This is a genomic window from Micrococcales bacterium, from assembly GCA_009784895.1.
Taxonomy (GTDB): Bacteria; Actinomycetota; Actinomycetes; order Actinomycetales; family WQXJ01; genus WQXJ01.
Genome location: WQXJ01000010.1, coordinates 1 through 20,580, shown reverse-complemented (window position 1 = coordinate 20,580; position 20,580 = coordinate 1). Strand labels below are relative to the sequence as shown.

Annotated in this window: 18 protein-coding genes; all 18 read left to right on the top strand. The window is 60.5% G+C overall.

Annotated elements, in window-relative coordinates:
* Positions 1–8: 8 nt before the first annotated feature.
* Entirely contained in the window at positions 9–764 is a 756-nt protein-coding gene (locus FWD29_02960) for a TIGR04255 family protein (protein ID MCL2802909.1), read from the top strand.
* Entirely contained in the window at positions 761–1,345 is a 585-nt protein-coding gene (locus tag FWD29_02955) for a helix-turn-helix transcriptional regulator (GenBank protein ID MCL2802908.1), read from the top strand. Before FWD29_02960 ends, FWD29_02955 begins: the two co-directional genes overlap by 4 nt.
* Before the next feature lie 92 nt (positions 1,346–1,437).
* The gene (locus FWD29_02950) at positions 1,438–2,274 is read left to right on the top strand and encodes a hypothetical protein (GenBank protein ID MCL2802907.1); all 837 of its coding nucleotides are present in this window, start codon (positions 1,438–1,440) and stop codon (positions 2,272–2,274) included.
* A gap of 107 nt (positions 2,275–2,381) precedes the next feature.
* Positions 2,382–3,653, top strand: coding sequence for a DUF4143 domain-containing protein (locus tag FWD29_02945; protein ID MCL2802906.1), 1,272 nt, complete (start codon positions 2,382–2,384; stop codon positions 3,651–3,653).
* Between the two features lie 261 nt (positions 3,654–3,914).
* On the top strand, positions 3,915–4,928 hold the full coding sequence (locus FWD29_02940) for an ABC transporter permease (protein ID MCL2802905.1): 1,014 nt from the start codon (positions 3,915–3,917) through the stop codon (positions 4,926–4,928).
* 87 nt (positions 4,929–5,015) lie between these two features.
* Positions 5,016–6,032, top strand: coding sequence for a substrate-binding domain-containing protein (locus tag FWD29_02935; protein MCL2802904.1), 1,017 nt, complete (start codon positions 5,016–5,018; stop codon positions 6,030–6,032).
* A gap of 32 nt (positions 6,033–6,064) precedes the next feature.
* The gene (locus FWD29_02930; GenBank protein ID MCL2802903.1) at positions 6,065–7,681 is read left to right on the top strand and encodes a sugar ABC transporter ATP-binding protein; all 1,617 of its coding nucleotides are present in this window, start codon (positions 6,065–6,067) and stop codon (positions 7,679–7,681) included.
* Positions 7,678–9,258 carry an amidase family protein gene (locus tag FWD29_02925; GenBank protein ID MCL2802902.1) on the top strand — a complete coding sequence of 527 codons (1,581 nt, stop codon included), beginning with the start codon at positions 7,678–7,680 and terminating at the stop codon, positions 9,256–9,258. The genes FWD29_02930 and FWD29_02925 overlap by 4 nt, the downstream gene beginning before the upstream one ends.
* Positions 9,258–10,325: an NAD(P)-binding domain-containing protein gene (locus FWD29_02920; GenBank protein MCL2802901.1), complete on the top strand. Its 1,068-nt coding sequence runs from the start codon at positions 9,258–9,260 to the stop codon at positions 10,323–10,325. Before FWD29_02925 ends, FWD29_02920 begins: the two co-directional genes overlap by 1 nt.
* Positions 10,326–10,329: 4 nt before the next feature.
* Positions 10,330–11,040, top strand: a complete 711-nt coding sequence (locus FWD29_02915; protein ID MCL2802900.1) for a GntR family transcriptional regulator — start codon at positions 10,330–10,332, stop codon at positions 11,038–11,040.
* A gap of 92 nt (positions 11,041–11,132) precedes the next feature.
* Positions 11,133–12,125, top strand: coding sequence for a sugar phosphate isomerase/epimerase (locus FWD29_02910; GenBank protein ID MCL2802899.1), 993 nt, complete (start codon positions 11,133–11,135; stop codon positions 12,123–12,125).
* A gap of 168 nt (positions 12,126–12,293) precedes the next feature.
* Complete coding sequence (locus tag FWD29_02905) at positions 12,294–13,208, top strand: 3-hydroxyacyl-CoA dehydrogenase family protein (protein ID MCL2802898.1); 915 nt, start codon at positions 12,294–12,296, stop codon at positions 13,206–13,208.
* A 919-nt stretch (positions 13,209–14,127) separates the two neighbouring features.
* Positions 14,128–15,150, top strand: coding sequence for a zinc-dependent alcohol dehydrogenase family protein (locus FWD29_02900; protein ID MCL2802897.1), 1,023 nt, complete (start codon positions 14,128–14,130; stop codon positions 15,148–15,150).
* A 24-nt stretch (positions 15,151–15,174) separates the two neighbouring features.
* Entirely contained in the window at positions 15,175–15,837 is a 663-nt protein-coding gene (locus FWD29_02895; GenBank protein ID MCL2802896.1) for a DUF2291 domain-containing protein, read from the top strand.
* Positions 15,834–17,399 carry a sugar ABC transporter ATP-binding protein gene (locus FWD29_02890; GenBank protein MCL2802895.1) on the top strand — a complete coding sequence of 522 codons (1,566 nt, stop codon included), beginning with the start codon at positions 15,834–15,836 and terminating at the stop codon, positions 17,397–17,399. Before FWD29_02895 ends, FWD29_02890 begins: the two co-directional genes overlap by 4 nt.
* A complete protein-coding gene (locus tag FWD29_02885; GenBank protein ID MCL2802894.1) occupies positions 17,396–18,511 on the top strand; it encodes an ABC transporter permease in 1,116 nt (371 codons plus the stop codon). The genes FWD29_02890 and FWD29_02885 overlap by 4 nt, the downstream gene beginning before the upstream one ends.
* A 78-nt stretch (positions 18,512–18,589) precedes the next feature.
* Entirely contained in the window at positions 18,590–19,582 is a 993-nt protein-coding gene (locus FWD29_02880; protein ID MCL2802893.1) for a D-ribose ABC transporter substrate-binding protein, read from the top strand.
* Positions 19,583–19,733: 151 nt separating this feature from the next.
* A partial coding sequence (locus tag FWD29_02875) for a dihydroxyacetone kinase subunit DhaK (GenBank protein ID MCL2802892.1) occupies positions 19,734–20,580 on the top strand: 847 nt, incomplete at its 3' end.

Here is a 20,580-nt window from a genome sequence, read left to right as displayed (position 1 = left end):
TGTGAAGTATGGAAGATGCGATCGAGGACCTACACCTGTCGAAAAGTCCACTAGTTAGAGTGCTGTGCCAGGTTCGATGGCCCATGTTGACATGGTTCAAGGCCGAAGAGGCTGCAGGCCGACTTGGCGACGAAATCGGCTCTGACTATCCCTTTGCAGAGACGCAACAGGAAGCACAGTTCGTGATCACTCCGCAAGGCGTCAATACACACGCAGGCGACCAGGTGTTCAAGCTTGCCTCGGCGGACAGAAACTGGACTGTGACACTGGGCTCTACGTTTCTGACTCTGGATACGGTCAAATATGGCGATCACCAGGACTTCATCCGTCGGCTAGGTATTGTGTTCGACGCCCTGCTTGCCACGGCTCCGATCCCAGAACTGGCTAGGCTCGGGTACCGATACACCAACAGGATTGCCGACACCGAGGATTTGGCTCGACTTGGCGATTTCTTTCAGGCGGGCATCCTCGGGACGATTGCCGATGACGACCCCTCAACTCTTGTTCACAGTGCGAGCGAATCGGTCTACGACGAAGACGGTGGATTTCTCCTCGTCCGCACAGCTCTTCTAAGAGCAAATACCTCCATCGATCCCGGTCTAGCACCCGTGGAAACGGAAAGCTGGGTGCTTGATCTTGACGCCTACGTCGAGTCAGCACTTCCTCCTCTGGAAGCTAGGGCATTGGCCAAGACACAAGCGAATCGCGCGAGGAGGCGCTTCCGACGACTAATCACTGACGATTTCAAGGAGCGTTACAGGTGAGCTCGTCGCTGCTCGAAGGATCACCGTCGTCAACGCTCTCTGTTTTCCTTCCCGCAGGCCTCTTGACGTCGTCGCTTGCCTTGGGCACATCAAATGGTGACCTCGTCGAGCAGAAAGAGTTTTGCGTGACGGCCGGCAGCGGTGCTTTTTCCAGGATCTATGGCAAACAGGCTGACTTGCGGCCCCTGATGCCGGTGGCAGAGCCACGGCGGGATGTGCCCACCCAACCAGACACCAACAGTATTCGCTGGCTTCGCGAGAATTCTGGTCTGACGTGGGATCAGCTCGGCAGACTGTTCGGGGTATCTCGACGCACCGTCCACCTGTGGGCAAACGGGTCACGGATGAACGCTTCGAATGCAGAAGCACTTGCCCAGGCCGTGCACATGGTTCGAAACATCAACGCTCCGACAGGCGACGCCTGCCGCGCCTCGTTGTTCGCGCAGGATAGCGATGGGCTGAACCCCTTCGAGGAGTTCATCACGAAGCGACAAAAAGCACGTGAACTGATCAACGCACCTGCATTCCATGCCGCCGACATGCTTGACTCCATCGCTGGCGACGGAGTGGATGGGGACTAGCTTTGGAGGAGAGCGGTCGAGACGTCGGCTTTGCGCAGGGGACAGTGTTTCCTGACGTGCCAGAGTTGCCGACAATCAGTCGAGAAGGCCTCATGCAAAGCATTCCAACTGACTATGGCGTGGTCGTCATCACCCAAACCTGCGATGCGCTCAAGTCGGAATTCCTCCAAGTCTGCAGAGTGGAGCGAGACTTGCCGAAGGAACAAGCCGACTTGGCCGCGAAGGGCCGTATCACACGTTACGTTCCGCTACCAGGCTACGATGCCGATGCCTTCGCTGACCTCGCAACGGTGGCGACCGTCAGTAGGGAGCACCTAGCCGGCAAACTGGCTGTTTGCGGCGCATCGAGGGCTGACGACCGGCGCCGGTTGCGGCTGGGGATCGGACGCCGTTTTTCCCGTGTCGCACTACCTGACGCTGTAACCCGGTGGCTGGATCCGCTCAGGGAAACGGCGACCAAACAAGCCGGTCACTCAAAGCGAAAGATGAGCTGGTCGTTCGACCGAATCCGGCAGATCCGAATCGCGTCTTCATCTGGCTGGTCTGGGCCAACGTACTCGCTGGAAGTTGTGTTTGTGCTGCATGACGGAGTCCTTCCACAATTCGCCGATGATGATATGCCTGACAGGCCAGACTCAATTGAGTCTTGGCTTGGTGGGAAAACGCCTGCCGACATCGAGACCCGGCTACGGCAGGTATGCGACTCAGAGGGATACCCTCGACCAGACGAGTTGCGCGCCAGCAAGGTAGAACGCTATTACCTTTGGGCGGGGTTGGCTGAGGCGCTAGTCGACCTGTGTCGCCGCCGCGGCAACGAGAACACAAGTGTTTTTGAAGCAGAAGGTCGTATCGTCTCGCCCGACGAGTTCACGCTCAGAGATGTCTGGGCCAGCGAAGAATTGGACCTTGAGCACCTGTCGTTCGAGTAGCAGGAAACTGCTTCTGTCGATACGCGCCAGGTATAGTAGATAGTGCGCGTAGGGTATAGTAGATAGTGCGCGCAGGGGATAGTAGCCCCATGGTTGGGAGGCGCATGATGGCCAAATACCAGCGGCGGATCCTCGATGATCTGCTTGACGAGCTTCAGCCGGACCTACCGGCGGTGTCGTTGTTCGGTGCGAAAGGTGTTGGCAAGACCGAGACGGCCTTGCGCCGGGTTTCCTCGACTCTGTCGCTTGATCTAGACGGCGACCGGCAAAGACTCCTGGCTGATCCGGGACTATTGCAGACCCTGCCGGGACCGCTTCTGGTTGATGAATGGCAACGGTGGCCTGAGGTGTGGGACCTGATTAGGCGCGCGGTCGATGACGGCGCCCAAGCAGGGCGGTTCCTGATTACGGGGAGCTCGGCGCCCCGGGGCGCCACTGTCCATTCGGGGGCAGGGCGGATAGTCGGGTTCCACCTGCGACCGATGAGCCTGGCTGAGCGGGGTCTGGAGGCGCCGACGGTGTCCTTGGCCGCGCTGATGTCCGGAAACGCTGGCATCCAAGGTGAGACAACAACCAAACTGGCTGACTATGTCGGTGAGATCACGGCCTCCGGCTTCCCTGGAATCCGAGCCCGCAGCAGCGAAAGGCTGCGCCGAATCGCGCTCGACGCATACATCGACTCCATAGTCCAACGCGAGTTCGCCGATGCCGGCTACCCCGTCAGGCGACCAGATGCCCTGAGGGCGTGGTTGGCCGCGTATGCGGCGGCTAGCTCGACCACAGCCAGGTACTCATCGATCCTCGACGCCGCCACACCGAACGAAGGCGACAAGCCAACCAAGGTGACCACCATTAAGTACCGCGATGCACTGTCAGGGCTCTGGTTGCTTGACTCGACCCCGGCCTGGTTGCCCGTCACCAACGATTTGGCCCAGCTGGGTCAGGCGTCAAAGCATCAGCTGGTTGACCCGGCGCTAGCGGCGCGACTGATGAACCTTGATGCCACGGCGCTGATGTCTGGCCGGGGTGATGCCGCGGCGATTGACCGGGGTTCGATGCTGGGACGGCTTTTCGAATCGCTGGTCAGCCTGGGCGTGAAGGTCTATGCGCAGGGTATCGACGCGCGCGTGTTCCACCTGCGTGACCGTGGCGGACGCCGGGAAATCGACCTGATCGTCGAAGGGCCGGGTGGTCGCGTGGTGGCGCTCGAGGTCAAGCTGGCGGCGACTCCAACCGATCGTGATGTGCGCCACCTGTTGTGGCTCAAGCAAGCCATTGGCGACCGACTAGCCGATGCGGTTGTCATTACCACCGGCGAGCACGCTTTCCGCAGGCCAGACGGCGTCGCGGTTGTCCCAGCGGCCTTGTTGGGCCCGTGAGCTGCTCGGGTTGAAGGTAATACTCGGCACATCACCAAGCCCGGCCGGCCAAGTGTCGGCCACCGGCTGGGCGTGGCTGATGCTTTTGCCATTTGGCCAGGTCCACAAACCCCCAGCTACAGCCCGATCCCGGGCTTGGCCAGTGGCAATCGATCCCGGACCAGCTTGGCCGAGCCGAATTGAACATCAGGGATGGTAATACTTGATCCTGTAGGATATATTCGACTCGAACGTGCCACATGAGCAGCTGGAGGTGTCCAAGTGACACGACGCCGACTCCCGGACGAGGCAGGGATCTTTGTTGTCCTATTAGTGGTCTTGGCCGCGCTTTCGATCCTCTCCCCTCGCTTCCGCACCGTTGACAACCTGCTGGTGCTGTTGCTGAACGGCTCGGTCATCGCCTTTCTGGCCTTGGGGCAGACCTTTGTGCTCCTGACAGCCGGCATCGACCTGTCGACGGGTGCCAACATCGCCATGTCCGGGGTGGTTGTGGCCATGTTGATGCGGTCCGGGCTTCATTGGCCTGTCGCTGCCCTGATAGCGGCCATGATCGGGATAATGCTGGGGCTAGTCAACGCCAGCTTGGTGCACTACTTGGGGGTGCCGGCGTTCATCGCCACCTTCTCAACTATGGGGGTGGCTACAGCCATCCCGCTCATCTTGACCGGGGCGAACTCTGTCCAAGTCAAGGACCCCGGTTTTTCCTGGATTGGGCAAGGCGCCATCGCCGGAATCCCAATCCCGGTACTGATGCTAATAGTGGCCACCGTGGCGGCGGGTATCTTCCTCAAGCGCACTCGGCGCGGCGTACACATCTACGCCTTTGGCGGCAACCCGGTGGCGGCCAGGCTGGCCGGCGTCAACACTGCTGCCACCACCATGTTGGTTTACGGCGTCTCCGGCCTTTGTGGCACGATCGGCGGAATCATCGCCACCTCCCGCCTAATGGTCGGGTTCCCGGCGACCGGGCTTGGCAACGAACTATTCTTTTCCATCGCGGCGGCTGTGGTTGGCGGCGTCAGCCTGTTTGGCGGGGTGGGCACTGTGCAAGGAGCGCTGCTTGGGGCAGTGCTGATCGCCACCGTCAACAACGGCATGAACATCCTCAACGTCAGCAGTTACTGGCAGTCGTTAGTGATTGGCCTGGTCATCTTGGCCGGCGTTTCCTTCGACATGCAGCGACGCAAGCGCGCTGATCGCGCCGCCAGACCGGAGCCTGTTGGCGCCAAGGCAGTGCTTGAGGCGAGCCCGGCCCCTGAGGCAAAGGAGGCGTAGCCCTAGACCCGAGAGCCCGGGGTAGCTGCATTACCCACCCCGGCGTCCTTCTATCAAGACCTGCAACTATGGATTGGAGAAACACCAGTGAAAAAGTCAGTGCGCGGCCTGTTAGGAGCGGTGGGGTTCGTTGCCCTGCTGTTTGCCGGTTGCAGCAACCCAGCGACCAGCGGTGGTGGTGGGGCCACTGCAGAAGGCGGCGGCGACAGCGCTACGCGTGAGCTGCCCGAAGACTGCAAGTCAGACACACCTACTATCGGTGTGGCGCTCCCCGACACAATCAACCCGTACTACGTCAGCATGAAAGAAGGCTTTGAACAGGCCGGTGAAGAGCACGGCTTCAAAGTCAATATGGCCATCGCAGACGACAACGACTCGACTCAACGCTCGCAGATCGACGCCTTTATCCAGCAAAAGGTGTGTGCTGTAGGGCTCAATGCGGTCAATTCCGGACCCGGTGCTGCCAGCGTGGTGGCTCTGAACAATGCTGGAATCCCTGTTTTCACCGTCAACATCGTGATTGACCCCGATGCCCTCGCCACCCAAGGCGGTTCGATTGTTCAGTACGTGGGCGCCGACGCCTTTGCCAGCGGCAAGCTCATGGGTGAGCAGGCTCTGGCGGACCTCGGTGCCGACGCGGTTATTAACGTTGGCATTGTCGGCAAGCCGGACCAGGTCCAGACCAACCAGCGTGATGACGGCTTCAAGGAAGGCATTGGCACCAACCCAAACGCCAATGTGGTCGCGACAGTTGACGGCAAAATCGACCCGAACGTAAGCCTCCAAGTTACAACCGAGATGCTTCAGGGCAACCCAGACATCAACGTCGTTTGGGCTGACACCGGCCCGGCCGCGGTTGGCGCCTACCAGGCGATCAACCAGCTCGGGTTGGCCGGCAAGGTTTTCCTCTATGCACTTTGCGCTGACGGGATCGCCATTGACGACACCTATCGGGGCTGCGTGGCGCAGGAGCCGGCCAACTACGCCGCTCTGGTTGTGCAAAGCATCCGGGACTACATCGACGGCAAGGATGTCGAAGAGACGCTGCTCCGTCCAATGGTTAAGGTCCTCGAAGGCGAACCAGGTCCGGGGCTTTACGGGTAGTTAGCCCTATCTGAGACCGGGGGAAGGGTGCAGTGACTAAGTTCGAGCAACAGCAGTCGTCGATTCGCGAAGGCGTGTCGACAGGTCAAACAGTGCCGCTGGTGGCCAAAGAGCTGACCAAGCGGTACGGCCAGAATGTCGTGCTGAACTCTGTCACTATCACCCTTACCCCCGGCAAAGTCACGGCGCTGGTTGGCCACAACGGCGCCGGCAAGTCGACTTTTCTACGTTGCCTCTCAGCCGCGGAACAGCCCGACGCGGGCGAAATCCTAATCGGCCAGGAACTGCAAAAGTTCGCCAATCCGGCCGATGCCATGGCGGCTGGGATTGGCTGCGTTTACCAGGAACTCTCCTTGGCTGAGAACCTGACTGTCACTCAAAACGTTTTCCTTGGAGCGGAGTCCCTGCGCGGCCCGTTTCTTTCGCAACGCGAAATGGACCGGGCCACGCGGGAGCTCTGCGCTGAGTTTGGCATCCGTGCCAGGCCGGATGATCGCGTGGCGCATCTGGCGGTGGCGCAACGGCAGCTAATTGAAGTTGCTGCCGCCATCCGCCGTGATGTCCGCTACCTTTTGCTCGACGAACCGACCACGGCCCTGGAGCCAAAGCAAATCGACCATCTGCTCAGCACGGTAAGGGATCTGGCGGAGAATCGCGGGCTGGCGGTTCTGCTGGTCAACCACAAGCTAGACGAAGTTTTCCGGGCCGCAGATGAGATCATTTGCTTGGCCAACGGCAACCTCATTTTCGACCGGCCCACCGCCAAGGCCGCCAGAAGCGACGTGGTGCGCGCCATAGTCGGCGAAGAGGGGGCGGCGGCTTCTGAGGCGGACAGTCTGTCGCAGCCGTCCCGCAGGCCTAGGACGGATGAGGGGCCGGCGCGCCTCACAGTCGACCAGCTGAGCGCGCCTCGCCTGCCCGGAGTTAGCCTCGAAGTTCGGGCCGGGGAGATCTTGGGCATCTACGGGCTGGTCGGTTCGGGCCGTTCGCGGTTCTTGCGGACCTTGCTGGGCGACGGTCCGCGCACCGGTGGGACGGTCAAGGTCGATGGCAAGAAGGTAGCTTTTCGGTCCGTCAGGCAAGCGATGGCAGCGGGCTTCGCCTACGTTTCTGAGGAGCGAAAGGTCAGCGGTTATGTCCCGCATTTCGATCCGCTCGACAATGTCGTGCTGCCGGTGCTCAAAAGGTACATCAGGGGCGGTTTTATCGACCGGCGCCGCGGGCGCAACGACGCTCTAGGGGAACTGAATAAGCTCTCAGTGCTGGGTTCGCTGACCCGGCCCATTACCGAACTGTCCGGTGGCAACCAGCAGAAGGTGCTGTTCGCGCGGGCATCAATGCAGGCACCTCGGGTGCTGCTACTTGACGAACCAACTAAGGGTGTCGACATCGGCGCCAAGGCGGAGCTCCACCGGATTGTGCGGATGCTGGCGGAGACGCAAAACGCGGCCGTTGTGGTGGCGTCAAGCGAGGAAGAGGAGCTTTTAGGGCTGGCTGACTCGATTTGCGTGTTTACTCGCGGGCGCTGCGATGGCACAACATTTGCGCCGGAGACCATCGGTCCGGGCGATCTTCGCCGGTTGGCCTGGAGCGACACAGAAGGGGCCGATGGCGGAGACGCCGAGACAGCTGGGAAGGGCGGGCCATGACTGAGATTGAACTGACAAAGCTAGAGGCAGCCGCAGCCCGGCTGGTCACTAGTATCACCGGTGATGAGGCCGAGGCTGTGGTTGGCCTGTCGAGGTGGATGATCGAACAGGCCGGCGAGTTCATGAAGCTGGCCGAGGCCCTTCCGAAGACCGAGACTCGCCTGGCGGCGACCCGCCGGGTTGTCTCTCCGCCAGACAAAGCCGAAGACCCATACAACGCCATAGTGCGTTGGGTTGAGGTCTTGGCCGACCCGAACGAAGTCACCTCTAAGCTGCTGGCCGGCAAACGCGTCGCGCTGAAGGATGTCATTGCTGTGGCCGGACTACCCTTGACCGCCGCCAGCGGACACCTGATTGACTTTGTACCGGAACATGACTCCATAGTGGCCGAACGGATTCTGCGTGCCGGTGGACGCGTGGTCGCCTTCACCAACATGGAAGGTATGGCTTTTGGGTCTGGTGGTGAATCGGGGATCTACGGGGCAACCCATAACCCGGTCGATCCCTCCCGCTCCACCTCAGGTTCGTCCGGCGGCTCGGCGGCGGCACTGTACTACGACGGCATTGATATCGCCTTTGGCACCGATCAGGGTGGATCGATTAGGACTCCGGCCGGCTGGTGCGGGGTGATTGGGCTCAAACCCAGCCACGGGCTGGTGCCCTACACCGGCATTTTGTCTCACGACCCAACGATCGATCATGTCGGCCCGATGGCGCGCACGGTCCGGGAGGTGGCGCTGGCCCTAGAGGCGGTGGCCGGCTGGACCGCTGGTGACCCGCGACAGGCGGCCATAGCCGAAGAGGAAATCGGTGGCTATGTCGAAGCCGTCGACAACGCGCCGGACAGGCTCGAAGGCCTGCGCCTGGGCGTGCTGGCAGAGGCTCAGCTAAATGACGGCAACCCGGAGCGCCAAGCGGTGCTGGAAAGCTTCGCCGTTTTCCGTGATCGCTTGGTGGCGCTGGGGGCCGAAGTGGTTGACGTCTCAATTCCCAGCCACGCCGTGGCCGGTCCAATCATGTTCGCCATCATGCTCGAAGGAATCGCCGCCACGGTGATGGGACATGGTCAGGCCTACCACTGGTCAGGAAGCCATTCGCCGGCAACGCGACGCGCCTTTGGTGAAGGTATGTTGGCCCGGGGTGCCGAGCTGCCACCGGCCTACAAGGCCGCCGCCATAGCCGGAGAGTACCTTCGGGTCGAAGAGCTGGGCACGGTCTACTCAACCGCGCAAAACGTTGCCACCACCTTGCGGGGGCAATACGACACAGCTCTGGAATCCGTTGACGCGGTGGTGATGCCGACCACCCCTGGGATCCCAATGCTGCTGTCACCTCAGGCGAGCCTGTTTGACCAGCAATTACGCAGCTTCACTATGGCCTCAACACTGGGTTCGGATACTCCCGCCCACAACCTGACCGGCCATCCTGCGCTGTCGATCCCGGTTGGCCAAGCCATGGGTCTGCCCTGCGGCGCAATGCTGGTTGGGGCGCGGCTGTCTGAAGCGGTTTTGCTGTCGACGGCCAGGACTTGGGAGAAACGCTTCGGCTGGTTCCCGGAAGTGCCCGGAACCCGGTGATGGCACTTCCGCGTCGCTTCGAGGTCGGCCTGACTGCCGACGGCTTTGGCGCGGACGGCAACAGTATTTTCGGGGACCTGGCTTTAGAGCGACTCGATGCGGCTGGCATCGCTTGGCGCATCCTGCCTGAAATGGTTGACCGGGTCACCCCGGAGGCAATCCGCGGGCTCGACGCCGTCTTGGCCTTTGCACACCTCAAGGCCGACCGAGCGCTGGCCTTGGCCTCCCCGCAGCTAGGGCTTATTGCCAGGTTTGGGGCGGGCTACGACGGCATTGACCTGGACGGTTTGGCGCGTGAGGGCGTGGCCGTCACCAACACGCCGATCGCCGTGCGCCGTCCGATGGCGATGGTCGCCATCACCTATATCCTCGCCTTGGCCCACCAGCTGATGCCCAACCACCGGGCAGTGGTTTTGGGCGATTGGACGGCTGCCCGAGGCTCTCACCGAGGTCTTGGCCTCAGTGGCCGAGTCCTGGGGGTAATTGGCTATGGCGGGATTGGCCAGGATGTGGCGAACTTGGGGAAGGGTTTGGGGCTGTCGGTTGTGGCTAGCGAGCCCTCTGCGAGTGCCTGCCGGCGGGCCGAGGCCAACGGCGTGCCCGTATTGCCGCTGTCCCAACTGGCTGCCCAAGCCGATTTCGTGGTTGTCTGCGCATCGCTGACAGATGAAACAAGACATCTCATCGACGGGCCGTTCATCGACAAGATGAAGGCATCGGCCTTCTTGATTAACATTGCCCGCGGCGAAGTAGTCGATTCAACAGCACTGCGCCAAGCTGTGATGTCTCGGCGCATCGCTGGCGCCGGACTGGATGTCTTTGACCCTGAACCGCCCGCACCGGGCGAGCCCCTGCTAACTTCCGATCAGGTTCTGTGGTCACCCCACTGCCTGGCTTGGACAGATGATTTCACCGAGGCGGTCTCGGCCAGCGTCATCGGCGCCATCGTCGACGCCGCCAACGGCCGCCGCCCGGCTCATGTGCTTAACCCCTCGGTCTTCGAGACCGGTTGGCGGCTGGAGTCAAGAATGTCTTCCCAGTCCAGCGAACTACCAACTGTAGGCTGAGAGAATGGACGCTCGACCAATTGGCATGCGCGGTCGGCCGAACAATCGGAAAATCGCCCCGAGGCGAGTTCTGGCGGACGTCGTCTACGACCACCTGCTCGCCCTGCTGGTTGACGGGGAACTATCTGCTGGCTCGTCCCTCAACATCGATGCGCTCGCGGCCGAGATGGAGGTATCGCAGTCCCCCATCCGCGAAGCCCTGGCTCGGTTAGAGGTAACGGGCCTGGTCATGCGCACTCCACTGAAGGGCTACTGGGTCGCCCCGATGCTCACCACCGAGGAGTTGGTCGAGCTTATGGATGCCAGGCTTGTGCTCGAACCGGTCAATGCCTACTTGGCCTGTAAGCGGGTTGAAGACGAGCTGGTGGCAGATCTTGACCAGTCAATATCCGACTTTGAGAACGCTCCGCGTGGCCGGACGTTTTCTGAATTCCGCTCCTATTGGCAGGCCGACGAGCACTTCCACATGTTGATCGCCCAAGCCGCCAAGAACCGCTTTTTGCTTTCGGCCTACACCGCCTTGGGCGGCCACCTGCACCGCTTTAGGCTGTTCGCCGGTCTTGGCGTAACTGACGCAGAACTTGCGATCCACGAGCATCAAAAGGTTCGTGACGCCTTCGCCGCTTCCGACGCGGGTCTGGCCCGAGACGCCATGCGTGAGCATCTTGTGGGTGTCAAATCACGGGCTGTCTCCGAGAGTCTGGCGCTGGGCTGATCTCGTCCCCACCTGGGACCAACGGTGGTCCGGTGCCCCAACTGGGCTGCTAGTATATCCTATATTATTCTTCGCTCTTCGAGGGGTTTGAGATGCCGCACACCGCTGCCAACTGGCCCATTGTGGCTGCAATGCTGCCGTTCCCAGGCGCCAAAGCTGATGGCACCAAGGTGCAGGACGCTGGTATCGAAGAGTGGGTAGATGCCTTCAAAGAGGTGGCGGACGCGGGCTTCACCATGGCGGACCTGACCGACAGTTGGATCCGCCCAGGGGATCTCAGCTCGAGTCGCCTGGACGAGCTGCTTGAGGCGGGGCGTGAGGCTGGGATCGAGTTGCCGGCCATTTCCGTCATCCGGCAAAGCGTGATTGATCAGCGCCTAGGTGAGGCGAACCTGGCCTACAGCCACCGCACTCTCGAGGCCGCCGCTCAACTGGGTGTCGAGGTCGTCTCATTCGGGCTGCACCAAGCCCTTAGTCCTGAGCAGCAAAAGCAGCTCTGGTTCTGGACGGTTGAAGGCTACAAGGATCCTGATGACCCGGAAATGTGGGATCTGGCGGTGCGGCGCCTGCGCGAGCTGGGCCAACACGCCCTGGACATAGGTTTGCTGGTCTCCTTGGAGATGTACGAAGACACCTACCTAGGTACAGGCGACTCAGCCGTGCGCCTGTTGCAGGACATTGCCCTGCCCAACGTCGGCATCAACCCGGATGTCGGTAACTTGGTCCGGCTGCACCGGCCGATCGACGATTGGCGTGAAACCTACCGAACGGTGCTGCCCTACACCAACTATTGGCATATCAAGAACTACATGCGAGACGAAAACATCGCTCGAAACCAATATGTGGCCATGCCTGCGACCTTGGAGACAGGTGTCATCAACTATCGGGCCATTGTGAGCGAGGCTGTGGCAGCCGGTTTCCAAGGCATTATCTGCACCGAACACTATGGCGGGGATGGGCTCTCTGTCTGCGCCACCAACCAGGCCTACCTCCGCCGCCACGCTCTGCCTAAGCGAGCCGGCTACTCGATGGGCGCGAGCCAAGTCGCCCAGAGCCGCCAAGACCTGACCAGGGCCGAGGGCTAACCATGTCCCCCCAAATGAGGGGAATAGCGCCACCGGTCAACACCGACTAACTGACCAACTAATCTTGCTGCCGCGGTCAGCGTCATCACCGAGCAAGTACAAGGAGACAGTCACGTGAGCACAACCACCACTCCCGTTCGCCGGGTCGCCATAATTGGATCGGGCTATATGGGTGGCGGAATTGCCCAAGTTGTGGCGTTGGCCGGGATGGATGTTGTCATCGCCGACGTCAACGAAGAGACAACTCGGGCCAACTATGACCGGTTGATCACCGAATGCGGTGACTTCGAGGCCGCCGGGTTGTTCCCAGACGGGTCAAAGGACAAGCTTGGCGCACACCTGTCGATTGCTGCCTCCATCGAAGAAGCCGTTGCCACAGCGGACTTCATCGAAGAGGCTATCTATGAGGTCATCGAGCCAAAGCACGAAACCCTGCGGGCCATTTGCGCGGCGGCTCGCCCTGACGCAGTTATCGGATCGAACACCTCCACTATCTCGATCACCAAGCTGGCCCAGGCCGTGACGAATCCGGGACGTTTCCTCGGGGTGCATTTCTCCAACCCGGCCCCCTTTATCCCCGGCGTTGAGCTGATTCCGCACCCTGGTACGGCCCCATCAACCATTGCCGTAGCTGAGGCCGTGGTCGCTGCCACCGGAAAACAGAGCGCCCGGCTCAAGGATCAAACCGGTTTTGTGCTCAACCGCCTGCAATACGCCTTGTTCACCGAAGCCTGCAGGCTGGCCGAGGAGGGTATCGCCACCGTCGAGGACATCGACACTATCGCCCGGACCACCTTTGGCTTCCGGCTGCCATTCTTTGGCCCCTTTGCCATTGCCGACATGGCCGGCCTGGATGTCTACCAGTTCTGCTACGAAAACCTAGGCGCGACCTTCCCTGATCGTTTTGTCGCGCCAAACATCTTGAGCAACCTGGTGGCCAAAGGCAAGCTCGGGACCAAGGCCGGTGCCGGCTTCCTCAACGTGCCGGCAGATCGCACCCCGGCGCTAATTGCCTATCGAAACAAGGCCTACGCGCGAATGCAGCAGCTCATCGACGAACTAGGCCCAGCCCCACTCGACTGACTAGCCGTCTTGGCCTGGCCCAAGCCGCGTTGGCCAATTGGTCCGGGCACACGACCCTAGGAAGCTAGCCAAGGTAGACCTTTGGCGGGGCCGGGCTTGGGCAAAGCCGGTAGATGTTACACAAAAGTTGTCATAAGTGGCCCCAAAAAGGCGGCAGTGAGGCCTAAATTCGGGCTGCATGATGCCGCTCTAGCCCCTCTGGGCAGCGACATCACAGGAGTAGTGAGAGATAACGGGGTTGTTATAACATTGTTATCTAACACAAATAGTCGGAATGTTGTAGCGATTGTGCATCACTTGACGTCTAGACGGTAAGTTTGGCCCTCTGCGGCTAACGACGGGTAGAGCCCTGGGCGGGCTGGCCTATCCGATCCAACAACTGGCCACAGCTCGACCAAACATAGTCACCATTTCCGCCGCCACCAGGACTTTTACGCATCCAGCAAGCAGGCGGACACTAGCTGCATGTTTGAAGTCTTGAAGGCAAGAATAGTGACCTCCAGCACAGTCCAGTCCAAGACGCAAGTGTTTCGCGAGAAATGATGGCCTCAACATTTGGGCTGTTCAGGGGGTAACTCCGCCGGCTGGGGAACCGACGCAACCGGCCCTGTGACCTGGAGGAATGCACCGCCATCGGACACCCGGCGAAAGCCCAAATCCAGCCCTGTCGGCAGAAATCCCATGTTAGATCGGGGATATGTTAGATATTTGGTCCCATGTTGTGTTGTCATAACGCCAGTAGTCTCGCTTGATAACAAATAACAGCCTCAGGGCGGGCTTGGGCCGTGGCGGCGATGGAGCGGCTACCTGGACCGGCACCGGGCTTGGGCTGCGACATAGACATCGAAGCAAGCGCAGAGTTGCGCAAAACCGTCAGTGGCAATAAGCCACCGACCATCGGAGTTGGGGGGAAGCAGGAATGCGGACAGTTGTATTCGAGGCAGTAGGCAAGCTAGCCCTGGTCGAGCGGCCAGAGCCGGAGATCGGCCCAAAGGACGTCCTAGTCAAGGCCGCGGCTGTGGGGATGTGCGGTACCGACATCCACGTATTTGATGGCGAGTTTGAGGGCACGATTTATCCTTTGGTGCCCGGCCACGAGGCCACCGGCGAGGTGGTCAAGGTTGGCGAAGCGGTCAAGGGGCTGGCTCCCGGTGACCATGTGGCCGTCAATCCCTCAACCACCTGCGGAGAATGCGAATACTGCCTCAACGGCCAGGCCAACCTTTGCAGCGCCTGGAATGGACTTGGTGTGGTCGCCTCTGATGGCGCCTGCCAGGAACTGTTTGCCGCACCGGCCACCAACGCCTACAAGCTCAAGCCGGAAACCGACTTGTTCCAGGCCGCCTTGATAGAACCCCTGGGCTGCGCCATTCGCGGTTACGACCTGTTGCCCAGGCGAATGGGCCAGCACTACTTGATTTACGGCTCGGGCACTATGGGCCTGATCATGGCCCAACTTGCACCGAGGGCCGGCGCGGTCAGCGTGACGATTGTCGACACCAACCCCGAGCGGCTCAAGACCGCCCGTGAACTGGGCTTTGACCTGGCGTTTGAAAGCGCCGATGACGCCCCGGCGACAGGTTGGGACATTGTCATCGATTGCACCGGCACAATCGCAGCCATTGAAGACGGGCTCAAGCGGGTCAAGGCCGGTGGCACCTTCCAGAACTTCGGCGTGGCCCCGGCTGAAGCCTTCGCCGATTATTCGCCCTTCCGTATTTATCGCGGTGAAGTCACCATCAACGGCTCAATGGCTGTGCACAACAGCTTTGGCCGGGCGGTCGACATGTTCGAGGCCGGCGCCCTCAACCCCGGGCCTATGATCTCGAACTCCTTCACGCTGGAGGACTATTCAAAGGCTCTGGACATGTTCAGGTCTGGTCAGGGCCGGAAGCTGCAGATCCGCCCCAATGACACCGAGTCCAAGGTGTTTGTCTCCTAGCTGACTTGAAGTAAGGAAGTAGCCATGCCAACACGGAAGGGCGCATCGCGCCGCTGGGTCAAGCGGGCGATAACCGTTGGCGTCGTAGCGGTCTTGGTGGCAGGGATGCTGCTGAATACGAAGTTCATCTCTTCGACCGATTCTGAGGCCTACGCTGGGCACCAATTCAGTGCCGAAGAGTACGCCAACGAGAACTTCGAATCGGATATTGTGCCGGCTGTGCTGACCCGGGCGGTGCCCGCGACCGAACTCTACGCACAGCTAGAGACCGACCTTGACGAGGCCGGCGCCGCCCACGGCGGGCGGGACGGCACCTCGGCTTGGGGCTTTCCGGTGACCTTCCAAGGCGTCGCCGGCGAGGCCAACGAGGTCAATGGGCAGATGCCAGTGACGGTGGATGGTCTGCCAGACACTTTGAGTGTCCTGGTACAGATGGGGCCGCCCATTATTGGCACGGCGCTGCGTGATGTCACCGGCCAGATCAGCTTTGGCATGTTTATCAACCAAACTGAATTCCAGCAAGTGGCCCAAGCCTTCAACCAGAAAGTGCGGGAGTCGGTTCTCCAGGAGTCGAAGGCAGCGGATTTGGTCGGCAAAACCGTCGAAGTGACCGGGGCTTTCAGCGCTGATAAGTGGGAGACGGTCTGGATGGTAGTGCCACTGGAAATCAAGGTGGTCCAAGGATGACGACGCTGCAGGACGAGATTGTCCTTTCGGCGCGTGGCATCACCAAAGAGTACGGCGGTATCCGCGCGCTGAAAGGGGTTGATTTTGACGCCCGCCGGGGTAAGGTCACAACCCTTTTTGGTGAGAATGGCGCCGGCAAGTCAACTTTGATGAAAATCTTGTTTGGGGTGGAGCCACGCACGGCTGGCACTTTGACGCTGCGGGGTGAAGAGGTCGATTTCGCCTCGACCACTGAAGCCGAAGACGCCGGCATTGCCATGATCCACCAGGAACTCAACCTGGCCCAGAACATGACGGTGCGTGACAACGTTTTCCTGGGCCGCGAGCTGCGGACCAAGGCTGGCGTGGTCGACAAGGACCGCGAAAGCCGGATTGTCCGTGAACTGCTGGCCCGCCTGGAGGAGAACATCGACCCATCCACCTTGGTGGGCGAACTGCGGTTGGGGCAACAACAAATCGTCGAGATCGCCAGCGCCTTGCTTTCAGACGCCCAGGTGCTGATCATGGACGAGCCAACCTCGGCCCTGTCAGCGCCAGAGGTCGAGGTGCTTTTCCGGGTGATTGACGAGCTAACCCGTGAAGGCGTGGCCGTCATTTACATCTCGCACCACCTAGAAGAGGCCCTGCACGTCAGCGACTACACCGTCATTTTCCGCGACGGCGAACTGGTGGCCCAAGCTCCGGCCGAGGACATCGACCTAACCTGGGTGATCGAAAAAATGGTGGGCCGGGCGGTCGATGACTCTAGGCGTTTGGCACCAAAAATCGAGCACGGTGACGAACTTCTCTCGATCGAGAACCTGGTAGTGGCCGATCCGCTGACGGCCGGGCGCAACGTGGTTGACAATGTCTCGATCAAGGTCCATGCCGGTGAGCTGGTCTGCGTCTACGGCCTGATGGGGGCCGGGCGCACCGAAATGATGGAAGCGGTGGCCGGCCGCATGGCGATTGACTCAGGCCGGGTGCGGCTGAGGGGTGAAGACCTGGCCAAAGTTTCGATTGGCGAGAGGATTTCCCGGGGGCTGTGCCTGGTGCCGGAGGACCGGCAGCGCGACGGACTGATACCGATTTTGTCAATTGGCCGCAATATGGTGCTGGCTTCGATCAGAGCCTTCACTCGGTGGGGGCTGCTGCGCCGGTCCCAAGAGGCCCAATCGATCGCCCGGGGCAAGTCCGTGACTCAAGTCAAAATGGAATCCCCCAAGGAACTGATCGGTTCGCTATCTGGCGGCAACCAGCAAAAAGTGGTGGTCTCGAAAGTCTTGTTGACCGATCCGACCGTCATCATCCTCGACGAGCCAACCCGAGGCATCGACGTAGCCGCCAAGGCCGAGATCTTTCAGCTCTTAGTTGGCCAAGCCAAAAAAGGCGTTGGCGTGCTTTATGTGACCAGTGAAATCAGCGAGGCCCTGACCTACTCGCACCGGATCATCGTGATGTCGCGTGGCCGGATTGTGCGCGAGTTCGACGGTCGAACAGCCACCCGCGAGGCCGTCATGGCGGCGGCCGGCGAGAACGTAGCAGTCCTTGATGCTGTTGGGGACGGTGAGGAACGCAAATGAGCGAAACAGTGACGGCCAAAGGGCGAAAGAGGATTGACCTCGGATCACTAATGATCGAGGGTCGTTCCCTGATCGCGCTGGTCCTCATCATTGTGCTGTTCACGACAATGTCGAAGAACTACCTGACACCCGACAACCTGATCGTCATGACCAGGCATGTCGCAATTAACGCCATCATCGCTTTAGGTATGTTGCTGGTCATCTTGACCGGCGGGATTGACCTCTCAGTCGGCTCAATTGTTGGTCTATCCGGCATGGTGGCCGGCTGGTGCTTGCAAGGTATCTCGCTGCCGTGGGGTAACACCACGGCCTACCCGGCGGTTTGGGTGGTCGTTGTCATCTCGTTGGCAGTTGGCACACTCTGCGGCCTCGTAAACGGCGTGATGGTAACAAGGTTCAAAGTTGCACCTTTTGTGGCCACCTTGGGCATGATGTATATCGCCCGGGGCGCAGCCATGTTGATTACCGACGGCAAAACCTTCCCCCGCCTGCAAGGTTCGCCAGATCTGGGCAACACTGGTTTTTCGCAGATCGGCCTGGGTTCTATCCTGCGCATCCCAATGGGGGTCTGGATCATGGTGGCCGTCGCCATCGCCGCCTACGCATTACTGTCCCTGACGCCGTTTGGGCGCTGGGTCTACGCCGTGGGTGGCAACCCCCGGGCCGCCGAGCTTTCCGGCGTCCCGGTGAAAAAGGTGGAAACCCGGGTCTATGTGCTCTGTGGTTTCGCCTCAGCCATCGTTGGCCTGATCATCGCCTCCGAGCTAACCGCCGCCACGCCGCAAACCGGCCAGTTCTATGAGCTGAACGCCATTGCGGCTGTGGTCATTGGCGGCGCCGCCCTTTCCGGTGGCCGCGGTTCGGTGCGTGGCACTTTGGTCGGGGCCTTCGTTATTGGCTTCCTATCTGACGGCCTGGTGATTGTGGGCGTTTCAACGTTCTGGCAAATGGTCATTAAGGGCCTAGTCATTATCGCAGCCGTGGCACTCGATCAGTTCCAGCAAGGCCTCAAGCGGCGGGGTGGCGCTGGAACCGGAGAGGCGCCAACTAGCGCTGGTGGGAGCGCCGAGCCTCCACCGCGCACCGCCGAGCCGTCAACCGACGCCTCGTAACAACAAAGAGTCGCACTGACACTTCCAACAAAACTCCAAATATCGAATCACAACCAAAACTTCAAGGAGAACAAGACCATGAAGAAGAAGCTACTAGTCGCCCTTGTGGCCGCCGCGTTGATTACGATTGGCGGTTGCTCTTCGGGCAACGACGACAAGCCATCGGGTGGAGGCGGCGGCGACAACAATGCCGCGGGCGGCTATGTTGCCATCATCACCACGGTGCTGGACAACCCCTACTGGAGCGCTGAGGCCAATACGGCTAAAGAGCAGCTCGAGGCTCTGGGCTACACCACATCGATTGACGCCCACAACAACGACCCGCAAAAGCAGTCAGAACTGATTGATGCGGCCCTGTCCAAGAAGGCGGTCGCTATTGTTCTCGACCCGGCTGGGGCCAAGGAGTCAATTGGTGTTGTGCAAAAGGCGACCGATGCCGGCGTGCCAGTATTCCTGATCAACGCTGAGATCGAGGCTGAAGGCATTGCCAAAGCTCAGATCATCGCTAACAACGCTCAAGGCGCCGAGCTGGGCGGGCAGTACTTTGCCGAGCAAATGGAAGGCAAAGGTGACTTTGTCGAGCTATACGGCAACCCGACCGACAACAACGCCCCGGTGCGTTCTGATGCCTACAAGTCCGTCTTCGCTAACTATCCGGAAATGAACTTGCTGCAAACCGAAACGGCCAACTGGGTCCGTGAGGAAGGCGCCGCCAAGATGGAGGTGCTGCTAACCGCGCACCCGGACATCAAGGGCGTTATTTCTGGTAACGACGAAATGGCACTGGGCGCTATCGCCGCCATCGAGAAGCTGGGCAAGGTTCCTGGCAAAGACATCATCGTGATGGGCTTTGACGGCTCACCTGATGCAGTCGAGGCCATCAAGGCCGGCAAACTGCTGGGCACTGTCCTCCAGCCGATCGTGGCTGAGACCGAGGAACTGGTCAAGCAGCTCGACAACTTCTTGAAGACTGGCGAGACCGGCGCTGGCAGCGAAAAGCAGGCTATGGACTGCGTGCTGATCATTCCAGACAACATTGAGCAATACGGCATGTTCTCAATGGATCAATAGTTAGTTCGTTGGGGTTGCGCCCACGCTTAGGCCAGGTGCCATGAGGTTCCTGGCCTAAGCGGCCGGCCAAGGCTTGCCCGCCAATGCTGGTGTGGCAATGGGCGCAGCCCGGACGCTTAGATCCCGCCAGAATTACCACGATTGGTCAGATATGACTTTTATCTTCAATGACCCAAAGAACTTTTACGATGAGCTGATCGAGGGCTTCGTTGCCGCCTATCCCAGCCGGGTGGTGCGCGTGCCGGGCGGTGTGGCCCGGGCTACGGCCACACCCGAAGGCCAGGTGGCGATTGTGATTGGGGGCGGCTCGGGCCACTATCCGGCCTTCGCCGGCCTAGTTGGCCCCGGCCTGGCGCATGGCGCGGCCATGGGCAACGTCTTCGCCTCGCCATCGGCCCAGCATGTTTACGATGTCGCCAAAGCCGCAGAAGCTGGCGGCGGCGTCCTTTTGACTTACGGCAACTATGCCGGGGATTGCCTCAACTTTGATGAGGCTGAGGCCCGCCTCAACGCTGAAGGCGTGCCCTGCAAAACGGTCACCGTAACCGACGACATTTCCTCAGCTGAACCAGCTGATTGGGCCAAACGCCGCGGTATTGCCGGCGACCTGTGCGTCTTCAAGGCGGCCGGTTGGGCGGCCGAACAAGGTTGGTCACTAGACCAGGTCTTCGAGTTCGCCACGCTGGCCAATTCGCGCACCAGATCGTTTGGCGTGGCCTTCACCGGCTGCACACTGCCCGGCGCTGACGAACCACTATTTACAGTGCCGAAGGGCCTGATGGGCGTGGGCATGGGCATCCACGGCGAGCCCGGACTTTCCGAGCAGCCCATTGGTACAGCCGTCGAGATGGCCAAGATGCTGGTGGACGGCCTATTGGCGGAGACGCCTGAAGGCGCCAACGAGGGCCGGGTGGCCGTTATGACCAACGGCCTGGGGTCTGTCAGCTACGAGGAGCTTTTTGTTATCCACGGTGCCATCGACGCCCTGCTCAGGGACG